16 protein-coding genes and 1 pseudogene are annotated in these 17,984 nt (G+C 33.5%); 1 reads left to right on the top strand and 16 read right to left on the bottom strand.

Going from position 1 to position 17,984, the window contains the following annotated elements:
• From HMPREF2580_RS12445 to HMPREF2580_RS05025, 8 genes and pseudogenes are all read right to left on the bottom strand, one after another.
• Positions 1-573 (bottom strand): annotated as a pseudogene (locus tag HMPREF2580_RS12445) (smooth muscle caldesmon); the annotation flags it as partial.
• 76 nt (positions 574-649) lie between these two features.
• A complete protein-coding gene (locus HMPREF2580_RS05055) occupies positions 650-1,174 on the bottom strand; it encodes a DUF948 domain-containing protein (protein ID WP_070830831.1) in 525 nt (174 codons plus the stop codon).
• A gap of 73 nt (positions 1,175-1,247) precedes the next feature.
• Positions 1,248-2,561 carry a UDP-N-acetylmuramate--L-alanine ligase gene (gene murC, locus HMPREF2580_RS05050; RefSeq protein WP_070830828.1) on the bottom strand — a complete coding sequence of 438 codons (1,314 nt, stop codon included), beginning with the start codon at positions 2,559-2,561 and terminating at the stop codon, positions 1,248-1,250.
• 20 nt (positions 2,562-2,581) lie between these two features.
• Entirely contained in the window at positions 2,582-6,283 is a 3,702-nt protein-coding gene (locus tag HMPREF2580_RS05045; RefSeq protein WP_070830825.1) for a DNA translocase FtsK, read from the bottom strand.
• Positions 6,284-6,303: 20 nt separating this feature from the next.
• Positions 6,304-6,900 (bottom strand): YtpR family tRNA-binding protein, encoded by a 597-nt coding sequence (gene ytpR, locus HMPREF2580_RS05040; RefSeq protein WP_070830822.1) that lies wholly within the window; start codon positions 6,898-6,900, stop codon positions 6,304-6,306.
• A 19-nt stretch (positions 6,901-6,919) separates the two neighbouring features.
• Positions 6,920-7,780 carry a DUF1444 domain-containing protein gene (locus HMPREF2580_RS05035; protein ID WP_070830820.1) on the bottom strand — a complete coding sequence of 287 codons (861 nt, stop codon included), beginning with the start codon at positions 7,778-7,780 and terminating at the stop codon, positions 6,920-6,922.
• A gap of 114 nt (positions 7,781-7,894) precedes the next feature.
• On the bottom strand, positions 7,895-8,206 hold the full coding sequence (locus HMPREF2580_RS05030) for a thioredoxin family protein (RefSeq protein ID WP_070830819.1): 312 nt from the start codon (positions 8,204-8,206) through the stop codon (positions 7,895-7,897).
• Positions 8,207-8,218: 12 nt separating this feature from the next.
• Positions 8,219-9,295, bottom strand: a complete 1,077-nt coding sequence (locus tag HMPREF2580_RS05025; protein ID WP_070830817.1) for a M42 family metallopeptidase — start codon at positions 9,293-9,295, stop codon at positions 8,219-8,221.
• 85 nt (positions 9,296-9,380) lie between these two features.
• On the opposite strand from HMPREF2580_RS05025, the gene HMPREF2580_RS05020 reads away from it, so the two are divergent.
• Positions 9,381-9,695, top strand: a complete 315-nt coding sequence (locus HMPREF2580_RS05020; protein ID WP_037541514.1) for a peptidase — start codon at positions 9,381-9,383, stop codon at positions 9,693-9,695.
• Between the two features lie 76 nt (positions 9,696-9,771).
• Here the strand turns inward: HMPREF2580_RS05020 and HMPREF2580_RS05015 are convergent, their stop codons facing one another.
• From HMPREF2580_RS05015 to HMPREF2580_RS04980, 8 genes are all read right to left on the bottom strand, one after another.
• Positions 9,772-10,593: a YtnP family quorum-quenching lactonase gene (locus HMPREF2580_RS05015; protein ID WP_070830815.1), complete on the bottom strand. Its 822-nt coding sequence runs from the start codon at positions 10,591-10,593 to the stop codon at positions 9,772-9,774.
• Between the two features lie 176 nt (positions 10,594-10,769).
• Positions 10,770-11,414, bottom strand: a complete 645-nt coding sequence (gene trmB, locus HMPREF2580_RS05010) for a tRNA (guanosine(46)-N7)-methyltransferase TrmB (protein ID WP_002443451.1) — start codon at positions 11,412-11,414, stop codon at positions 10,770-10,772.
• Between the two features lie 12 nt (positions 11,415-11,426).
• On the bottom strand, positions 11,427-12,218 hold the full coding sequence (locus HMPREF2580_RS05005) for a phosphotransferase family protein (protein WP_037541515.1): 792 nt from the start codon (positions 12,216-12,218) through the stop codon (positions 11,427-11,429).
• Positions 12,219-12,617: 399 nt separating this feature from the next.
• Positions 12,618-13,466, bottom strand: coding sequence for a D-amino-acid transaminase (dat, locus tag HMPREF2580_RS05000; RefSeq protein WP_070830813.1), 849 nt, complete (start codon positions 13,464-13,466; stop codon positions 12,618-12,620).
• 3 nt (positions 13,467-13,469) lie between these two features.
• Positions 13,470-14,879, bottom strand: coding sequence for a dipeptidase PepV (gene pepV / locus HMPREF2580_RS04995; protein WP_070830812.1), 1,410 nt, complete (start codon positions 14,877-14,879; stop codon positions 13,470-13,472).
• A 262-nt stretch (positions 14,880-15,141) separates the two neighbouring features.
• Positions 15,142-15,567 carry a YtxH domain-containing protein gene (locus HMPREF2580_RS04990; RefSeq protein WP_002443458.1) on the bottom strand — a complete coding sequence of 142 codons (426 nt, stop codon included), beginning with the start codon at positions 15,565-15,567 and terminating at the stop codon, positions 15,142-15,144.
• 21 nt (positions 15,568-15,588) lie between these two features.
• The gene (locus HMPREF2580_RS04985; protein WP_002443460.1) at positions 15,589-16,281 is read right to left on the bottom strand and encodes a pseudouridine synthase; all 693 of its coding nucleotides are present in this window, start codon (positions 16,279-16,281) and stop codon (positions 15,589-15,591) included.
• Entirely contained in the window at positions 16,278-17,939 is a 1,662-nt protein-coding gene (locus HMPREF2580_RS04980; RefSeq protein ID WP_070830810.1) for a putative polysaccharide biosynthesis protein, read from the bottom strand. The genes HMPREF2580_RS04985 and HMPREF2580_RS04980 overlap by 4 nt, the downstream gene beginning before the upstream one ends.
• Positions 17,940-17,984 lie beyond the last annotated feature (45 nt).

The following is a 17,984-nucleotide window of genomic DNA, read 5'->3' as shown; positions in this document are numbered from 1 at the left end:
TTGTTGTTGTGCTTCAGCTTTCGCTTCTTGAATATTTTGCGCTTCTGGTGATTCGTCTGCAAGTTTTGTTTCTTCTTGAATTGCATTTTGTTGTGCAGTTAACTCTGAAGCTGATGGTCCTTGCTCTTGGTCAAAATCATCTTTCGTAGCTTCTAGTTTAGCCTCTTGAATTTCTTGTGCTTCAGGAGACTGATCTGCAAGGTTGTTATCGTTCACTTCTCTTTGAATCGCTACTTTTTGAGCTTGCAATTCTTCAGAAGTTAATCCATCTTTAGAGCGATTTCTAAAGTCTTCCACTTTTTCTCTAACTGAATTAACTGTATTCTCAGCTTGTTCTTTATAATCGAGAACTTTGTTTCTTAAATCTCTTTCTTTATCTCTTAATTCATCTGTCTTTTTGTAAACTTTATTCTTATAGTATAAACCTAAAGCAGAACCAACGATGGCACTAGCTATAAAGCTTACTACAAAATCCTTACGTTTAGGCGCTCTTGATGAATAACGTGACGTACGGTTATATAAATCACGACCTGTATTATTTGTCTCAAAATCATCGCGGTTATAATGTTCCATAAACAATTCCTCCTAAAACAAAAGCACTTAAATAAGTAAAAACCTCATTTAAGTGCATTTAATTCGTTCGTATTAATTATTTGTTAACACGTGTAGTGTAGCTATGATCATCATTGTGATCTGAATGAGTATAGCCATGCTTAACATCGTCAGCTACAGTGTTTGTTTTGTAGTTTGCACTTCCTCTACGGTAGTATCTATTTTGCCATTTGTCTGCAATTTCCATTGCAACGTTTGACCATTGTACTACTTGAGAAATTTTATCTTCATTTTGAGAAATGTTGTGCGTAATTGAGTTTGTTACTCGATCTACAGAACCATTTAAATTTTGAACTGAGTCACCAATGCCTTTAACAGCATCTACAACTGAGTTTAAACGATCCACTTTACCTTGAATATCTTCAGTTAAACGATTTGCTTTATGAAGTAAATCAGTAGTTTCACGAGTAATACCTTGAACTTGACCTTCAACACCATCTAGTGTTTTAGCCACGTAATCTAAATTCTTTTTAACAGAAATTAAAACAACAACGATACCGATACATAAGATTAAGAAAGCTATCGCGGCAATAATTCCTGCAATTGGTAAAATCCAATCCATTAAAAACGCCTCCTAAATACCTTAAATTAAAGTCATTAATATTTAATACCCATGATGTTTTAATATAAACATATTAAAAGTCATTTTCTACGCCTAATTTTTCAAAATATGCTTTAAGTAACTTTTGAATGTCACCTGCGCCCATAAATAAAATTACAGCGTTATCAAATTTTTCTAATACGTCAATACTATTTTCATCTATTAGTGCCGAACCGTCAATACGATTAATTAAATCTTCTATTGTTAAGTCTCCAGTATTTTCTCTAATCGAACCAAAAATTTCACATAAGAATACTTGATCTGCTTTACTCAAGCTAGATGCAAATTCATCAAGAAATGCTTGTGTTCTAGAGAAAGTGTGTGGTTGAAAGACAGCTACTACTTCTTTATTTGGGTATTTTTTTCGAGCTGACTCAATTGTAGCACTAATTTCTCTTGGATGGTGAGCATAATCGTCTACTAATACTTGATTAGATACTTTTGTTTCATTAAAGCGACGTTTTACACCACCAAACGTTTCTAACGCTTCTTTAATATTTTTAATATCCATTTTTTCTAAATAACTTATCGCGATAACTGCAAGCGTATTTAAAATATTATGGTCGCCAAATTGTGGTGATAAGAATTGATCATAATATTCACCATTGATATAAACATCAAATTGAGTACCTTTTTCAGTAATTTGAATGTTCTTAGCATAGATATCATCTGATTCTTTAAAACCATAATAATAAATTGGTACATCAGCTTCTAATTTACGTAAATAATCATCATCGCCCCATGCAATAATTGCTTTTTTAACGTTATGTGCCATATCTTGGAAAGCATCATAAACGTCTTCAATATTTTTGAAATAATCAGGGTGATCGAAGTCAATGTTAGTCATAATTGCATAATCTGGATGATAACTTAAAAAGTGTCTACGGTATTCACACGCTTCAAATGCAAAATAGTCACTACCTGGCAAGCCCATTCCAGTACCATCACCAATGAGGAATGATGTCTTTTTATCACCATTCATCACATGTGAAAGTAAGCCAGTAGTTGAAGTTTTACCATGTGCACCCGTAACCGCTACAGAAGTATATTGATCAATCACATGACCAAGAAAATCATGATACTTAATTACATCTAATTTTAAATCATGTGCTCTAACGATCTCTTCATGAGTATCTGGAAATGCATTCCCTTGAATGACTACCATACCTTCTTTTATATTGTCAGCATCAAAAGGTAGAATTTTAATGCCTTTATTTCTTAGAGCAACTTCTGTAAATACGTATTTTTCAATGTCTGATCCTTGGACTTCATGACCAAGGTCATGCATGATTTGTGCTAATGAACTCATGCCGGAACCTTTAATTCCGACAAAATGATAGTGCGTCATTTTAATACTCCTTACTCAATTTATTCTTTATTTAAATCCGCTTCAGTAATATAAACATCCCTTGGTTTAGAACCATTAGCGCCTGAAATATAGCCTAACTGTTCTAACTGATCGATAATTCTAGCTGCTCTATTGTAACCAATTTGGAAATGTCTTTGGATAAGTGAAGTTGAAATGTGTCCTTCATTTACCATAAACTCGCACACATCGTCGAATAAATCGTCTTGTGCTTGAGATTGTGTTTTCTTAAGTAGTTCCTTTTCCTCAAATAAATATTCAGGGTCGCGTTGTTGTTTAATAAAGTCAACAACATCATCAATTTCTTCATCAGAAACAAATGTACCTTGAACGCGAATTGGCTTATTCATGCCACTACCTAGGTATAACATATCTCCATAACCTAGAAGACGTTCTGCGCCACCACTGTCTAGAATTGTTCTTGAATCAACGCTTGAAGATACCATAAACGCAATTCTAGTAGGGATATTCGCTTTGATAAGACCAGTAATAACATTAACTGATGGTCTTTGTGTTGCAACTAACATGTGAATACCACATGCACGTGCTTTTTGAGCAATACGTGCAATGGATTGCTCTACCTCTTGAGGCGCCATCATCATTAAGTCGGCCAACTCATCAATTACTATAACAATTTTCGGCATTCTTTGCTCATACGGTGCCTTTTTGTTGAAAGCAGTAATATTTCTCACATGATATTGCGCAAACAATTTATAACGTTTCTCCATTTCTTCGACTGCCCATTTTAAACTTTGTGTGGCAGCTTTAACATCAGTAATTACTGGAGAAACTAAGTGTGGTAAATCGTTATATGGTGCAAGTTCTACCATTTTAGGATCAATTAATAATAGGCGTAATTCTTCTGGATGATTTTTATATAATAGCGACATCAATATACTATTGATACAAACTGATTTACCTGACCCCGTTGCCCCTGCAATTAAAGCGTGAGGCGTTTTAGCGATATCCATAAGCAATGGTTCATTATTAATTCTGTAACCCATTGCTACAGTCAATTTAGATTCTGTATTTTTAAATTTAGGCGTCTCAATGATTGACCTTAAGTTTACTTTAGTTGGATTATGGTTTGGCACTTCTATACCAACAAGACTCGTTCCAGGAATTGGTGCCTCAATACGAATATCTTTTGCTGCTAAAGCCATTTTAATATCATCTTGAAGTGCAGTAATTCTTGAAACTTTAACACCTTTTTCTACAGATAATTCAAATCTTGTCACACTTGGACCTTCAGTCACATTCTTAACTTCTGCAGGTACGTTGAAATAGTACAATGCATCATTTAGTTCTTGTTTCTTTTCTTCTATCCACTCTTCATTAATTTCGTGTGGTTCTGGCTCCTCTAATAAATCAAAGCTAGGTAGTTTGATATTAGGCCCTTTTCTTATTCCTTGATGTTGAGGTTGTTGTTGGCTCTGATGTTCATGATGATTTGAATCTTGTTCTTGTGTCACATTTGAATTGTGTGTTGTAGTAGATTCTTCATGGTCTTCTACTTGATGACTCATGTGACTGTTTAATTCATAATTATCTTCTATATTCTCCGCTTCTGAAAAATGAAAATCAGTATTCGATGTTTCTACATCTTCTGTATCCGAATCATGAGCGTCATTATTCGAATGTAGATTTTCATCAGTACCATTATTCGAAGTTGAATTGTGATGACGATAATCTTGTTGTGACATTGATTCTGAATGTTCTATATCGTTACTATCTTCATTTGATGAAGTGGAGTAAGTAGTAGAACCTGATTCACTCTCAGAAGATCGACTCGACTCGGTAGTGCTATAATAAGCATTCTGTTTATGACGCTGTTCAGGTTTTAATTCTGGAACATTTACACTATGCTCTTTTTTACTATCCATCATTCGCTTCTTATCAGATGGCGTCATTAAAACGTTGAACGGTCGGCTACCACCGAATCGTTGTTTCGGTTTAGCTGGCGCTTCAGATTTTGAATGTGATACTTCTGTATCCATTTCAGAACCTTGGCTTTGATCTTCTTGACTTGAAGACGTTGAATGCGGTTCGCTAGTTGAAGTTGCACGCTCACTTTCTAAAGTCTGACTTGATTGAATAGTTTCGCTTGGCTGTTCTTTGAACGACTCACTTGAACTTGAAGATTGATCTGTATCATTGATATCTCTATGTTTCGCATATTCTGTTTCATTGTCCACGCTTTGATTAATTGCCTCATTGTACTGATGTTGTTTTGAGTCTTCTTGTTCAGAATGAGTTGTTTCATCTGATTGTTGTTGGCTATCGTCTAATTCGTGGAATTGAGCATCTTCAATCTCTTCATCTTTCTTGTTAAGCTCATTTTCGTTATTTTGACCTGAATTAATCGGACTATCATTCACTTGTACATCTTCATCATTTAACTTTTGAATATGATGTTCATCATCTAGATTAATCTCTTCGTAATTATAGGATGACGCGCCAATTTGATCCTCTTCAAAAGACTTTGTTGAAGGATGATCTGAAGAATCATTTAACTCTACATCGATATGATCTTCATTGTCATCTTCGTCTAGAGAACTTTCTCCAATGTATTGATGCGCTTGTTTAGCATACATTTCATCAATCGCTTTTTGAATACTATCTTCTTCTGAGTTTTGATTTTGTTGTCTTTTAGCTTGTAATGCTTTCTTAAATCTCCGTTTTTGAAGAACTTTTCGTTCTCTTTCTCGTCTAATCTCTTCAACGATTTGAGAAGCGTATATATTTTCGATATTGATTGTGTTATCTCTTTTAGAATAGTTCGGCGTTTTCCCTTTTGATTGATGAGATGATTGTTGATTTGACTGTTGCTCTGGTGAAGACTGTTGAGAACGACTTGAATTCTTTGATTGCTGTTCGTTGTCACTTTTCTCAGGTTGATTAGAATGCAGCGAGTCTTCTTGTTGATAACCCATTTGGCTATTAATTGACTGTCTATACATGTTCACATCGTATTCATTTGAAGCGTGACGTTGGCTTTGCTTAGAATCAGAATCTTTATTCTTATCCTTTGAATCATCGTTTTGTGATTCTTGTTTAGGCGGTATCACACCATTCTCAATTGGTCGTCTTTTCTTAGTTCCGAATATAGCTGATGGAACTTCACTCGCTTTAAAGCTACTACGATGATATGTAAATTCAGAACTTGAAGGTGAATGTAACTGACTTTTAGATTTTAATCGCTCAGATTGTAATTTCGTACGAGGATGATGGTTCTCTTTCTTGTGATCTTTTTGAGCGTTTGACTGACTATAGGTATTTCTTCTGCTATTACGTTTAGGTTCATGAGAAGTTTGTTTATCGACATGATTGCTTTGATAACTATCGCTAGCACTACCTTCAGTCGTTTGTGAAGCTCTACGACGTCGATGTCTTTTCCCGTAGCTATCAGTAGTATAGGATTGTCCATAGTCTTGCGTGTAATTTGAGTCAGAATACGCCTGATATCCAGAAGTTTCACTTTCATCGTAGCTATGTTCCTCATATTGAGCAGATGTTTCCTCAGACACTTGCATAGGAAATCTAAATTTTCCTCTTGGGCGATTATAAATGTCATTATTTTGAGGCAGTAATGAGTCTTGATTATTTTGTTGTGATTGCGAACTCTGTCTTCTTTTTTTATTTTTACGTAACAGGTCGCTATTTGAATCATTATCTTCGCCAAATAATTTATCAAACCAGCTCATAATTCCACTACCTTTCTTAATTAATCAAAAAATGCTTGCCCAATTTCGTAATCGTCGCTTAATACCATAATACCTTTTTCTTGTGGCGCGTTAGGTAAATTCAATTCTTTCATTGAACAAATCATACCGCTAGAAGCAACACCACGGAGTTCAGCATCTTTAATGACCATTCCACTTGGCATCACAGCGCCGACTTTTGCTACAACGACTTTTTGACCTGCTTCAACATTTGGTGCTCCACATACAATTTGCAGTGTATCGTTACCAACATTGACATTAAGTACGCTTAACTTATCAGCATCAGGATGTTTTTCTTTAGTTTCTACATATCCTATAACAAATTTTGGAGATAAGTCTGTATCTAATTGATAATTAAATCCTGCATCTGAAATTGCTTGTTGTAAAGCATTAATGATTTCTGAAGTTAATTTAATATGTCCATTTCCTTCAATATTTACCTTTTTAGATGCGTCAAACACGTTATAGCCTACGACTTGTCCTTCTTTTGTAATTTCAACGACATCGTTTTGTTTATTGTATTCAAACACACCGTCTGTAGGTTCAATTTGTAAGAATGCCACATCTCCTACACCTTGTGGGTTGTAAAATAAGTTCATTTATAAAACTCCATTTCTATTATTTATCTTTATCATTGAATTTCTTTCTATTCGCTTCTAATCGCTGAATGACATTAGGATTTCGCTTTTGTTTATTATTTTTCCCTAAAATGAATATCGGTTCTAGGTGCCCTTTATCATAGCCAAAGGACAATGATGTAATAGGTACTAATCCTTTAGTAAAGAATTCCATAGTTAAATGGGCCATGACATCATAACCTGTTTTATTGCGTATATCAGCGATAACAAGAACGTCTTGATGAGGTACAGCTACAAGCATTTCACCTTCGCATTGTTCTTGAATCTCATTTAAGAAAGATGTATTAAGTATGCGACTGGCATCATATCCATCATTAGAGTTGATGAAGTAGAAGATATTTCCTTTAACTTCATCTGTAGCGTATTTATTTTCAAGTTTTCTAACATTGAATAATGACATTTCTTTAACTTGTTGTTCTGTCATATTTAATGTTTCTAACATACTTTTGTCTATTAATCGATATGATTTACCTAAATCCAGTGCATAGTAAATATTCGTTTCAGCGGTATGTTTGCTAATGACAAATGATTGACCTTCTTTGGTCTTCTTATCAAAACTTGTTGCTCTTATAACTGGCATGATTTTTATATCATCAAGTTGTTCAATGGCGTTATCCCCCATTTGAGCAATAGCTTCTTCAACGTAATAAACAATTTCATCTATAATTTTATCTTTTTGCTCTTCATATTTAGCGACAATAGCATTGAGTTTAATTGTTACACCTTTATGATTATCTGTTCGATAGATTCGCAATGTTTCTTCTTCTCTATCAAATTTAAAGTCCACATTTAAATGATTTAAACGTGCTTTTAATTTATCTCTCATTTGAAAGACGTTCATTTATAACACTCCTATTTTCGCACCTTATAACAGTTTACAATAAATAACCGTTATATAACAGAAAAAACTAAAATACAGTGTGTATATTTCGTGAGTTTTAAAATTTATACAAATCTAGATGTGTTGTGCTAAAAATTCGTCGATTTGTTCAATTGATTTTCTTTCTTTTCCAATATAGCTACCTAAAAGTTCGCCATCTTTAAAAACTAAAAAGCTCGGTATTCCTAAAATATCGTTATCTATACATAAATCAATAAATTGATCTCTATCTACAGAGACAAAATCAAATTCTTGATATTTCTCTTCTAACTTTGGTAAATCAGGTTCGATAACTCTACAATCTGGACACCATCCAGCAGTAAATTCAAACACTGTCTTACCTTGTTTTAATTCTTCGAATTGTTTTTCAGATTCAAGTTGTTTCATACTCTATACTCCTTATCCAAATTTTAAAGTTTCAATTTGTTGTTCAGTTAAGTTCATAATACTTTCTTTTAATAATTGTCTTGCAGCATAATAATCTCTTATATCAAATACTGCATCAGTACTATGGATATATCTCGCACATACGCCAATGACTGCTGTAGGAATCCCTTCATTAGCTTTATGAATTTCTCCGCCATCTGTACCACCCGGAGAAATGTAATATTGATGTGCGATATCATTAGATTCAGCTAATTGTAACAGATAGTCTCTAAACTGAGGTTTTAATATCATCGTACCATCTTTAATACGTATGAGTGTGCCCTCCCCTAGTGCACCAGAGAGTTGTTGTTTGCCTTTAATATCATTTGCTGGTGAACAATCTACAACGAAGGCAATGTCAGGATTAATTTGTTCTGCTGCCGCTTTCGCACCTCTTAAACCAACTTCCTCTTGCACATTTGCACCTACATATAAATCTACATCTAATTCTGTATCCTTGAGTAATTCTAATATTTCTATCGCAAGCACACAACCGTATCGATTATCCCAGGCTTTCGCACTATAGCGATGCTCAGATAATTGTGTGAAGATTGTATCTGGGACAATGGTGTCGCCAATTTCTATCCCTCTACTTCTTACTTCTTCTTGGGAAGTAGCACCTATATCTAACATCAAATCTTTAATTTCAGGAACAGCTTCGTTTCCTGTTCTAAAATGTTTTGGTATGTTGGCTACTACACCCACGACTTGATCACCATTTCTATTTTTCACTTTAAGTCTCTGACCTTGCCAAATATCATTTGCAACGCCACCTAATTGAGTGAATTGTATCATGCCATTATCTGTGATATGTGTAATCATAAAGCCAATTTCATCCATATGAGCTGCAATCATTACTTTTGGTGCATTCGCTTTTTTAGATTTTTTAATACCATAAAATCCGCCCATCTTATTTTGAAGACATTCATCTACGTATGGTGCCATTTCTTTTTTCATATAATCTCTAATCTCATTTTCGAAACCAGGGGCTCCATGAAGTTCTGTTAAATTTTTAATTCGTTCTAAAGTTTTCGTATTTTCAATCGTCATACAAAATCTCACTCCTTGTACTCTATTATATCATCTTCAATATGGTAAACTAATGATAAGAATTTCGTTAAGAGGAGAATATATGATGAAGTTTTTTAATTTAAAAAGTATCGCACTCATGACATTTACAACAACTGTTATAGTTTCTATCTGTGCAATTATTTATTTAGCTAAGCACAAATTTTATAACGCAGAACGATTACTTGAAGAAGTTAAAACATACTTTAGAGAAGTTAAAGGCTCTTATATCGTGCATCAGCCTATCGTTTTAGATAACGTTAATCAGAATCAACCTATCTATCAAGGCGGTATTACAGCATACAAACATGGTGAATTAGTAGAATATGAGTTTTATGCAGATGCACTTTCTGGACAAGTACTTGATATTATAGAGTTATGACATTTTATACGAAATGTAAGAAATAAAGGTTATAGTTTGAGAGTTAACTAAAATTCCTCAAACTATAACCCTTTTTTTATCTGGAAATGTATGTGTCGATTGTCTTATGGTCATCTTTGTATTTTACTGCAAAATAATTTTCATCATGGTAAAACAAGAACCAATAATTATGATACATAAAATATGGAATCAAACGTTCTTTTTCACGGATAGATTGCATTGGATAATCATCGTATGCCGTAACCCAAAGTGGATTAAGGTGTGCAGTCGTTGGGAAAATGTCAGCCATATGAACAGCATGCTCCCCTTCGCTTTCAATTGTAATAATAGAATGACCAAAGCTATGGCCACCTGTGTGAATCATCTTAATTCCAGGATATGGTTCTATGTCATTTTCAAATAAAATAAGATTTTGCTTGTAATCGCCTTGATTTTCTTCCCAATAAGTTGCTTGGCTTCTTATATTAGGTGATAAAAATTCATGCCATTCGTCCTGCTGAATAAAATGTGTCGCATTTTCGAAAATTGCATGTCCATGATTATCAGTTAATCCAGTTGCGTGATCAAAATGAAGATGTGTCATCAATACCATGTCAATGTCAGAGGTAGTTAATCCTAGTTGAGCTAAATCTTCTTGAATGAGACTTTCATAGTCTACACCACTATTGCGTTGCTGTTTTTCAGAAAGTTTACCATTACCTATACCTGTATCTATTAATATGTTCTTATCTTCAGTTTGAATAAATATAGGATGTGTAGGCGTGTGAATTTGATTTTTATCATTGACTTGATATTTTCTCGTCCATAATGGTTTGGGCACGACGCCAAACATAGCTCCGCCATCAATATTTGTGTTCCCACCTCTTAAATAATGTATTGTAAACTTTCCTAATTTCATAAATAACTCCTCCTCTACGTTATTTATATTCTAAATTGATGTAAATTACATCTTTTATTCAAAAGTATTACAAATATTATCTAAGCGCAATTCAAACAAATGATTTTTAACTAATTAGAACGATTTAAAATTAATAAAAAAGCATATCACATTTTTAGTGATACGCTTCGATACATTTAAAAGTTTTTATGAAATTTTGCTTCCATTCGATAAATTCTTGAACCCTTTTCAGAAAATTTCTTCTCATACTCAGTAAGAATGTTATCTTCGTCATCTTCATCGTGCAGATTTAAATTCATTTTAGTGAAATACATACCAAATTGAGACATACTTTCTAAACTAAACGCAAAAAGTCCTCGATTATCAGTCTTAAAGTGTATTTCACCATCTTCTTTAAGAATCTGCTTATATAAAGCAAGATATGTATGATATGTCAGACGTCTTTTAGCATGACGTTTTTTAGGCCACGGATCAGAAAAGTTAAGATAAATTCTAGAAACCTCTTCATCTTTAAAGTATTCATTTAACTCTATTGCATCGTTGCAAATCATTTTCAAATTAGTTAACTGAAGTTCTTTAGCTTTATCAAGAACTTTATACATCACACTTTTCTCTCGTTCCATTGACACAAAGTTAATTTCTGGATGTTGGGAAGCTAAAGTAGTTATAAATTGTCCCATGCCAGAACCAATTTCTATATAAATAGGTTGTTCTTTGTCAAACCACTCAGACATGTGACCAGCATGTGTGCCATCCATATCAACGAGATCAGGATGTTCTTTTAAATAGTCTTCTGCCCAAGGTTTGTATCGAACTCTCATCTTAATTTCTCCTTATATAAATAAGTTGCTATTCATCACTTCATTTAAGAATTTTAGCCACAAGTTCATATCCTTATAGCGCTTTTGTTCTTCATACCATTGAACCATACCAATGGATTGGATCACTGTATACCATTTCATACGTTTGTTTAAATTCATACTCTCTTCTACGCCATAGGTTTTGAACCATTTTGACCATTTAGATTGAGGAACGTAGTTATAAAGCAGCATGCCAATATCTATAGCTGGGTCTGCAATCATAGCGCCTTCCCAATCTACTAGATATAACTCATCTCTATCAGATAATAACCAGTTATTGTGGTTGACGTCACCATGTACGACAGTAAAAAAGCGTGAATCTAAATTAGGTATATGGTCCTCTAAATAAGTTAAAGCTTTTCTCACAACATGGTGGGTTAAAACTTCTCTAGAAAGAGAAGCATTTATTTTATTTAACATGATTTCAGGAGTAATGGGTTCCATTTCCATGCGTTTAAGCATAGTAAGTAGTGGTTTAGAACTGTGGATTTTATTAAGTAGTTGTGCTACTCTCGTTTGATCCATTTCATCGGATTTAAGCTCACGACCATTTTTCCAATGTTGCGCAGTGACTACCTCTCCTGTTTCAATACGTTTCGTCCATACAAGTTTTGGTACAATTCCTTCTGCAGATAATGCTGCAATAAAAGGATTAGAATTACGTTTTAAAAATAATTTCTGACCATCTTGCTCAGCCATATAAGCTTCACCAGAAGCTCCTCCAGCAGAGTCAAGTGTCCACCCTAACTGATAAAACTGCTCCAACACGTTCACCTCACTTTCAATTAGAAAATGGCTCTAGAAATATATTTTTCAAGAGCCATATATTCTAATTTATAGAAAAGCGCATATTCTTTTTGTCTCTTACGCTCAATTGATATTTAGATAACAGTTTTTTAGTTGGCTTGATAATATAAAATTCCCTAAATATTTTAATCAATCAGCCCGTTCTTTATTTATCACTCATAAAAGATTTTATAATTTTTAAGGGTACATTTCAACTAAAAATGAGAAACAAAATGACACATTTTACTAGTTCGTCGTCCTTAAAATCATTAAATCGCTTTGCTTTAAATTATAACACATTCTTCTTCCTAAATACTGGAAAAATAAGACAATTATATTAAGTTTTTTAAGTTTTTAAAATTTCTAATATTCTTAACTTTAAATACTATGAGATTTGATATATTTGTTAAATCCTTCTTGTAAATGACGTGTTACGTCGCCAACCTTTCCATTACCAATATCTTCACCGTCAACTTTGATAACAGGCATAACTTCAGCAGAAGTACTAGAAACGATGACTTCGTCAGCATTTTTTAAGAAATCAACAGTAAATGTTTCTTCTTTAAACGGAATATTATAATCTTCAGCAATCCATTTAATTACACGACGCGTAATACCATTTAAAATAAAATTATTGATAGGATGTGTATAAATCGCACCGTCTTTAATAGCATAAACGTTACTTGAAGCACCTTCTGTAACTGTTTCTCCTCGGTGTTGAATCGCTTCTGTCGCATTATATTTAACAGCAAATTCTTTTGCTAAAACATTTCCTAGTAGATTCAAACTTTTGATGTCACAACGAAGCCAACGAATGTCTTCTGTTGTAACAGTATATATACCGTTTTCTAATTGTTCATATGGTCTGTCGTAGCTTTTAGTAAATGCCATAACTACTGGTTTAACAGGAGGTGTGGGGAATGAATGCTCACGTGGGGCTACGCCTCTAGTAGCTTGAATATATATCCCACCATTTTTAACATTATTTTCATGTAATAATTGGCGTACTAATTCTATTAACTCATCAACTGAGTATTCTAAATCTAATCCAATTTCATTCGCACTTCTCAAAAATCTTTCAAAGTGTTCCTTTACTGTAAATAATTTGCCTTCATAAGCACGAATGTACTCATAAATCCCATCTCCAAAAACATAGCCCCTATCTTCGTATGATACTTTAGCGTCCTTTTCATCTACAAATTCACCATTAATAAAAACTTTTGTCATCGATTATTCCTCCACACATAAAGAATAGATTGCTTCTAAATAAATACTTGTTGCGTCAATCAATTGTTGTTTAGTCATGTACTCATTTTTTTGATGCATTAAATCTTCTGTATCTTCAAACATTGCACCGAATGCGACCCCTTTGTCGAGATTTCTAGCATATGTACCGCCACCAATAGTATATGGTTCAGTCATATCGCCTGTTTGATTTCTGTATGCTTTAACGAGCTTTTCTACAAATGGATCGTTCTTATCAACGTAATGAGGTTTCTGAACTTTGCCTAATTCAACACTAAAGCCAAGTTCTTTAATTTCATTAGTAAATCTTTCTATAGCTTCTTCGAATTCGAACCCTTCTGGATATCTTAAGTTAATGCCATATCTACCAGCTTGTTCGTTGTCATATTTTATAACCCCAATATTCGTAGTTACATCGCCCATGATATCTGTATGGAATTTCATGCCCATTTTTTCACCAAAATGAGAATTAAACAGATAACGATTGTTAAATTCCACAAAATCTTTAGCACTTTTATCTAGGTTGAGTGATGATAAAAATTTAAGGAGATATGAACCGGCATTGACACCTAGAGAAGGATCCATACCGTGAACAGCTTTACCTTCAACAGTTAAGATTAATATGCCACTATCAACTGTACTTTCACCTTGAAGTTGATGTTGTTCTATAAAGTATTCAAAGTTTTGAATGACATCTGTCATATTCTCTTTAACTAGAACGCGTGCTTCTGCGTGGTCTGGAACCATATTATATCTTTGACCAGATTCAAAACTAATGAGTTCGTAATCAGGCTCATCAGCATCTTCTGCCATTTTATTTTGAACTAAATCAAAAGTAGTAATACCCTTTTCACCGTGTATCGCTGGGAATTCAGCATCAGGTGCAAAACCTAAAGTAGGCATTTCCTCAGTTTGGAAATATCTATCTGTACATTTCCAGTCAGACTCTTCATCTGTCCCAATAATCATATGAATACGTTTCTTCCAATCTACATTCATATCGTTCAGAATCTTAACAGCATAATATGCAGCAATTGTTGGTCCTTTATCATCTAATGCACCTCTTGCAATAATGGCATTATCTGTAACTACTGGATCAAACGGATCTGAATCCCATCCATCTCCAGCTGGCACAACATCGACATGGCATAAAATACCTAAAACATCGTCGCCTTTACCTGCTTCAATTCGTCCGGCAATGTGATCCACATCATGTGTTGAGAAACCATCTCTCTCAGCAATTTGATACATGTAGTCTAGAGCTTTTCTTGGTCCCGGTCCAACTGGTGCTTCTTTTGAGGCTTGAGAATCATCTCTAACACTTTCAATAGATAATAAGCCTTTCAGATCATCAATCATTTGATTTTCATATTCTAGAACCTTTTCTTTCCACATTTGAGATCGACTTCCTTTTTTTATATAAGTTAATATCCATTTTACATTATGTTACTGAGAAACTACAGTAAGATGTCAGAAAAATTACTTAATTTTTTTCTTTTGATTGAATCTTTTTTACAAAATGAGTGTTCATTCTGAGGTTAAATTTAAATTTGAAAGTACAGGTGAGAAATTATTTTATAATCTTTTATGTGGGAAAAATTGCATAAAAAAATGCCACCAGAATTTAATCTGATGACACATGTTGTATAAAACTGCCTTATTTCTTATCTTCTAAAGCATTTTTATTATTTTTTAAATCTTCTTCAGAGACTACTCTAAGATTATTAGAAGTTGTTGCGCCACCTTCGTCGTCAAACTTACCTTCTTCTAAGTCGTCTGCTTTTTTATCATCTAAATCAGTGAATTTAGATTTTTCTTCTTCAAAGAATGCTTTAGGATCGTTTTTAATACGATCTACATAATCTTTTGGATTATTTCTTACTTCTTGAATCGTTTCATTCGCTTTGCTACCGATTTGGTTAGCTAAATCTTTAGCGTTCGCTTTGTATGATTCAGGATTTTCTTTATATTTGTTGTATTCATTTTTTAGTTTATCGCGACTGTCTTTACGAGTTAAAGCAACTGCTGCAACAGCACCACCGATACCTAATGCAATTCTAAATAAGTTTGTACATTTACCCATAATAAAACACCTTCTCCTTTATTAGTTTTTAAGATTGTTAAAATCTTGTTCATTTAGAAAACGAAATTCACCATCATTTAGAGATTGATCTAATTCTAAATTGGCGATTTTAATACGTTTCAATTCTAATACCTCATTTTCTATACTATGAAACATTCTTTTAACCTGATGATATTTGCCTTCGTAAATCGTAACATATGAAAGATGGTCATTTCCTTTAATAAGCTTTGCGGGTTTTACTTTTCCGTCTGAAAGTTCAACACCTGATTCAAACGCTTCAATATCTGCTTGTTTAATTGGATATTTAGAAACGACTTCGTATGTTTTTGAAACATGTTTGTTCGGATTCATCAATTCGTGATTAAATTGACCATCATTTGTTAATAATAATAGACCTTCTGTATCCTTATCCAATCTTCCTACAGGAAAAATCCCCAAATGTGAATATTCAGGGATTAAATCTATGACAGTTTTATGCGAGTCATCTTCTGTAGCTGAAATCACGCCTTTAGGTTTATTTAACATGATATAGACATTCTCAATGTAAGAAATGGTTGAGCCATTCACTGTAACATGGTCTTCATTAGGATTGATATGCGTTTTAGGTGTTTTAATTTTCTTATCGTTTACTTCGACTGCACCTTTTTTAAGTAATTGTTTAACTTCATTACGCGTACCTACACCCATGTTTGCTAAAAATTTATCTATTCTCATTGTAAAAACTTCACTTTACGTCTAATTTTTCCAGGAATATCTCCTAAAAACTCATCAGCTAATCTATTCTTAATTGTAATACCACCGTAAATGAGTGCGCCCACAACAACACTCACTGCTATGATAATAAGGTAACCAAATCGTGTTGGTTCTAAGAAAAGTTTAAGTATAAAGAATACGATTTCTACGCCAATCATCATGATGAAAGAATATAAGAATATTTTTCCAAAATGAATCCAACTATAGCTGAATTTAAACTTAGCGTATTTTTTAAGAATGTAGAAGTTACATGCATTAGCGAATAATAATGCGATTGCCGTACTTAAAACAGCACCAGGCGTGTGTAACATCATAATTAATGGATAGTTTAATGCTAGTTTTATTAAAACTGAACCTAAAATAACATAAACTGTTAATTTTTGTTTATCAATACCTTGAAGCATTGAAGCAGTCACACTAAGTAGTGAAATAAGTATCGCAACTGGCGAATAGTAGAATAATAAACGACTTCCGTCAAAGTTAGGATCATGTCCGTGAACAATTGGATCGTAACCATAGAAAACTGTAAATAAAGGTTGAGCTAAAGCCATGATACCAATGCTTGCCGGAACGGTAATAAACATTAGAACCCCAATAGATGTTCTAATTTGTCTATGCATTTCATCAAGACGTCCTTCTTCGTAAGTCTTAGTAATGTATGGAATTAAGCTCACCGCAAAACCTGCACTTAATGACGTTGGAATCATAACGATTTTATTTGTAGACATATTTAACATATTAAAGAACGTATCTTGTAATACTGGATTTACACCTACTAAACTTAATGCACCGTTATGAGTAAATTGATCTACTAAATTGAATAATGGGAAATTCAAGCTGACAATGACGAACGGAATACTATAAGCAATAATTTCTTTATACATAGCGCCATATGATACATCTAAATTAGCAGTATCAGATTCAACCATCTGTTTAATATTTCTTCTACGTTTAATCCAGTAGTACCATAATGTGATGATACCTGCGATAGCACCAATTGCCGCTGCAAATGTAGCGATACCATTTGCTTGTAAAATCGTTCCGTTGAATACATTTAAAGCTAAGTAACTTCCAACTAAAATGAAAATAATACGAGCAATTTGTTCCGTAACTTCAGAAACTGCTGTTGGTCCCATAGACTTGTAACCTTGGAAGATACCTCTCCAAGTTGCTAGTACTGGTATAAATATAACTACCATACTGATAATTCTTATAATCCAAGTGATATCTGCAACAGACCAACCATTTTTCTCATGAGAATTACGTGATAAAGTTAATTCTGCTATGTATGGAGCTAAGAAGTATAAAATAAGAAAGCCTATGATACCTGTAATACTCATTACAATAAAACTAGACTTATAAAACTTTTGGCTCACCTTATAAGCACCTATTGCGTTGTATTTAGCTACATATTTCGAAGCAGCTAAAGGTACGCCGGCTGTGGCTACAGCAATTGCTATATTATAAGGAGCGTAAGCATAAGTAAAAGGAGCCATATTCTCTTGTCCACCTATTAAAGAAGTGAATGGAATAATGAATAAGACACCTAATACTTTAGTAATTAAAATACTCAATGTAATTAAGAAGGTTCCTCGAACCATTTCTTTACTTTCACTCATTACCTATCTTCCAATCTTAAAAATTTATTAAAGTTTATTTGTTTC

This window comes from Staphylococcus sp. HMSC036D05 (genome assembly GCF_001836225.1).
In the GTDB taxonomy this organism is placed as follows: Bacteria; Bacillota; Bacilli; order Staphylococcales; family Staphylococcaceae; genus Staphylococcus; species Staphylococcus caprae.
This window is presented reverse-complemented; position numbering and strand designations above follow the sequence as displayed.